Origin of the sequence: Allobosea sp. (assembly GCF_030694325.1) — a bacterium.
Taxonomy (GTDB): Bacteria; Pseudomonadota; Alphaproteobacteria; order Rhizobiales; family Beijerinckiaceae; genus Allobosea.
This window is the reverse complement of record NZ_JAUXYO010000155.1, coordinates 1-2471: the sequence shown is the minus strand read 5'-3', so window position 1 is coordinate 2471 and position 2471 is coordinate 1. Positions and strand designations below refer to the sequence as shown.

The window sequence follows — 2471 nt, the reverse complement described above, 5'->3', positions numbered from 1 at the left end:
GCCGGTCATCGAGACGCAGGCGAACGACGTGTCCGCCTACATCCCGACCAACGTGATCTCGATCACCGACGGCCAGATCTTCCTCGAGACCGACCTGTTCTACCAGGGCATCCGCCCGGCGGTGAACGTCGGCCTCTCGGTGTCGCGCGTCGGCTCGGCCGCACAGACCAAGGCGACCAAGAAGGTCGCCGGCAAGATCAAGGGCGAGCTCGCGCAGTATCGCGAGATGGCCGCCTTCGCGCAGTTCGGCTCCGACCTCGACGCCGTCACGCAGCGCCTGCTCAACCGCGGCGCCCGCCTGACCGAGCTCCTGAAGCAGCCGCAGTTCTCGCCGCTGAAGATGGAAGAGCAGGTCGTGGTGATCTATGCCGGCGTCAATGGCTATCTCGACGCCCTGCCGGTCGGCAAGGTCCGCGCCTTCGAGGATGGCCTGCTGGCGCTGGTGCGCGGCAAGCATGCCGACATGCTGGCCGAGATCGGCAAGTCCAAGGATCTTTCGGACGCGAACGCCGCGAAGCTGAAAGAGCTCGTGACCGACTACGCCAAGTCGTTCTCGTAAACGTCATCGCGAGCGCGGCGGAGCCTCGGCTCCGCTGCGCAGTTGCTCTGGATTGCTTCGTCGCTGCGCCACGCATGACGGGTAGAGGGTCAAGACCGGATGCCGTCCCTTAAGGACCTACGAAACCGCATCGCTTCCGTGAAGGCGACGCAGAAGATCACCAAGGCCATGCAGATGGTCGCGGCCGCGAAGCTGCGCCGGGCGCAGGCGGCGGCGGAAGCCGCGCGGCCCTATGCCGAGCGCATGGAGACGGTGCTGGCCAATCTCGCCTCCGGCGTGACCGGTTCGAGCGCTCCGCGCCTGATCGCGGGCACCGGCTCCGACAAGGTGCATCTGCTGCTCGTCTGCACGGCCGAACGCGGCCTGTGCGGTGCGTTCAACTCCTCGATCGCTCGCCTGGCGCGCGACAAGGCGCTGGCGCTCAAGGCCGAGGGCAAGACAGTCAAGATCATCTGCGTCGGCAAGAAGGGCTACGACCTTCTGAAGCGGCAGTTCGAGAAGGACATCATCGAGCTGATCGACCTGCGCTCCTTCAAGCAGGTGGGCTACGCCAATGCCGAGACGATCGCCCAGAACGTGCTGTCGCGTTTCGCGGCCGGTGAGTTCGACGTCGCGACCGTGTTCTTCTCGAAGTTCAAGTCGGTGATTTCGCAGATCCCGACGGCCCAGCGCATCATTCCCGCCGAAATCCCGGCCGGCACCAAGGCGACCGAGGCGGTCTACGACTACGAGCCGGATGAGGGCGAGATCCTCGAGACGCTGCTGCCGCGCAACCTCACGGTCCAGGTGCTGCGCGCGCTGCTCGAAAACGCGGCCTCCGAGCAGGGTGCGCGCATGTCGGCGATGGACTCCGCCACGCGCAATGCCGGCGAGATGATCAAGAAGCAGACGCAGCTCTACAACCGCTCGCGCCAGGCGATGATCACCAAGGAACTGATCGAGATCATCTCCGGCGCGGAAGCGCTCTAACCGCCTGAATTGAGGCCGGCGCGCCGGCTTCGTCGACACGCTGAACGCGAATCCGAGGTTATCACCATGGCCAAAGCCGCTACGAAGAAGACCGCCGCCGAGAAGCCCGCCAACACCGGCACCGGCCGCATCGCGCAGGTCATCGGCGCCGTCGTCGACGTCCAGTTCGACGGCGTGCTGCCCGAGATCCTGAACGCGCTCGAGACGACCAATCTCGGCAACCGCCTCGTTCTCGAGGTCGCCCAGCATCTCGGCGAGAACACGGTCCGCACCATCGCGATGGACTCGACCGAGGGTCTGGTCCGCGGCCAGTCGGTGACCGACACCGGGGCCCCGATCGCGGTTCCGGTTGGCGACGAGTGCCTCGGCCGCATCATGAACGTCATCGGCGAGCCGATCGACGAGGCCGGCCCGATCATGACGACCGCCACCCGCGGCATCCACCAGCCCGCCCCGTCCTATGCCGAGCAGGCGACGGACGCGCAGATCCTGGTCACCGGCATCAAGGTCGTCGACCTGCTGGCTCCCTACGCCAAGGGCGGCAAGATCGGCCTGTTCGGCGGCGCCGGCGTCGGCAAGACCGTGCTGATCATGGAGCTGATCAACAACGTCGCGAAGGCTCACGGTGGCTACTCCGTGTTCGCCGGCGTCGGCGAGCGCACCCGCGAGGGCAACGACCTCTATCACGAGATGATCGAGTCGGGCGTGAACAAGAAGGGCGGCGGCGAGGGCTCCAAATGCGCCCTGGTCTATGGCCAGATGAACGAGCCGCCGGGCGCCCGCATGCGCGTCGCCCTGTCGGGCCTGACCGTCGCAGAGGACTTCCGCGACAAGGGCCAGGACGTGCTGTTCTTCGTCGACAACATCTTCCGCTTCACGCAGGCGGGCTCGGAAGTGTCGGCTCTGCTCGGCCGCATTCCCTCGGCGGTGGGCTATCAGCCGA

2 protein-coding genes and 1 pseudogene are annotated in these 2471 nt (G+C 66.3%); all 3 read left to right on the top strand.

Annotation, left to right across the window (positions count from 1 at the left end; translation table 11 throughout):
* Window positions 1–559: F0F1 ATP synthase subunit alpha (locus tag Q8M82_RS09555; RefSeq protein ID WP_465248076.1), on the top strand; the 559-nt coding region annotated here is incomplete at its 5' end.
* 99 nt (window positions 560–658) lie between these two features.
* The gene (locus tag Q8M82_RS09550; RefSeq protein WP_305691130.1) at window positions 659–1528 is read left to right on the top strand and encodes a F0F1 ATP synthase subunit gamma; all 870 of its coding nucleotides are present in this window, start codon (window positions 659–661) and stop codon (window positions 1526–1528) included.
* A 66-nt stretch (window positions 1529–1594) separates the two neighbouring features.
* Window positions 1595–2471: pseudogene (locus Q8M82_RS09545) on the top strand (F0F1 ATP synthase subunit beta); the annotation flags it as partial.

Excerpts from the sequence above, each read along its gene's own strand:
- Q8M82_RS09550 (WP_305691130.1), top strand. The coding sequence starts at position 659 with ATGCCGTCCCTTAAGGACCTACGAAACCGCATCGCTTCCGTGAAGGCG.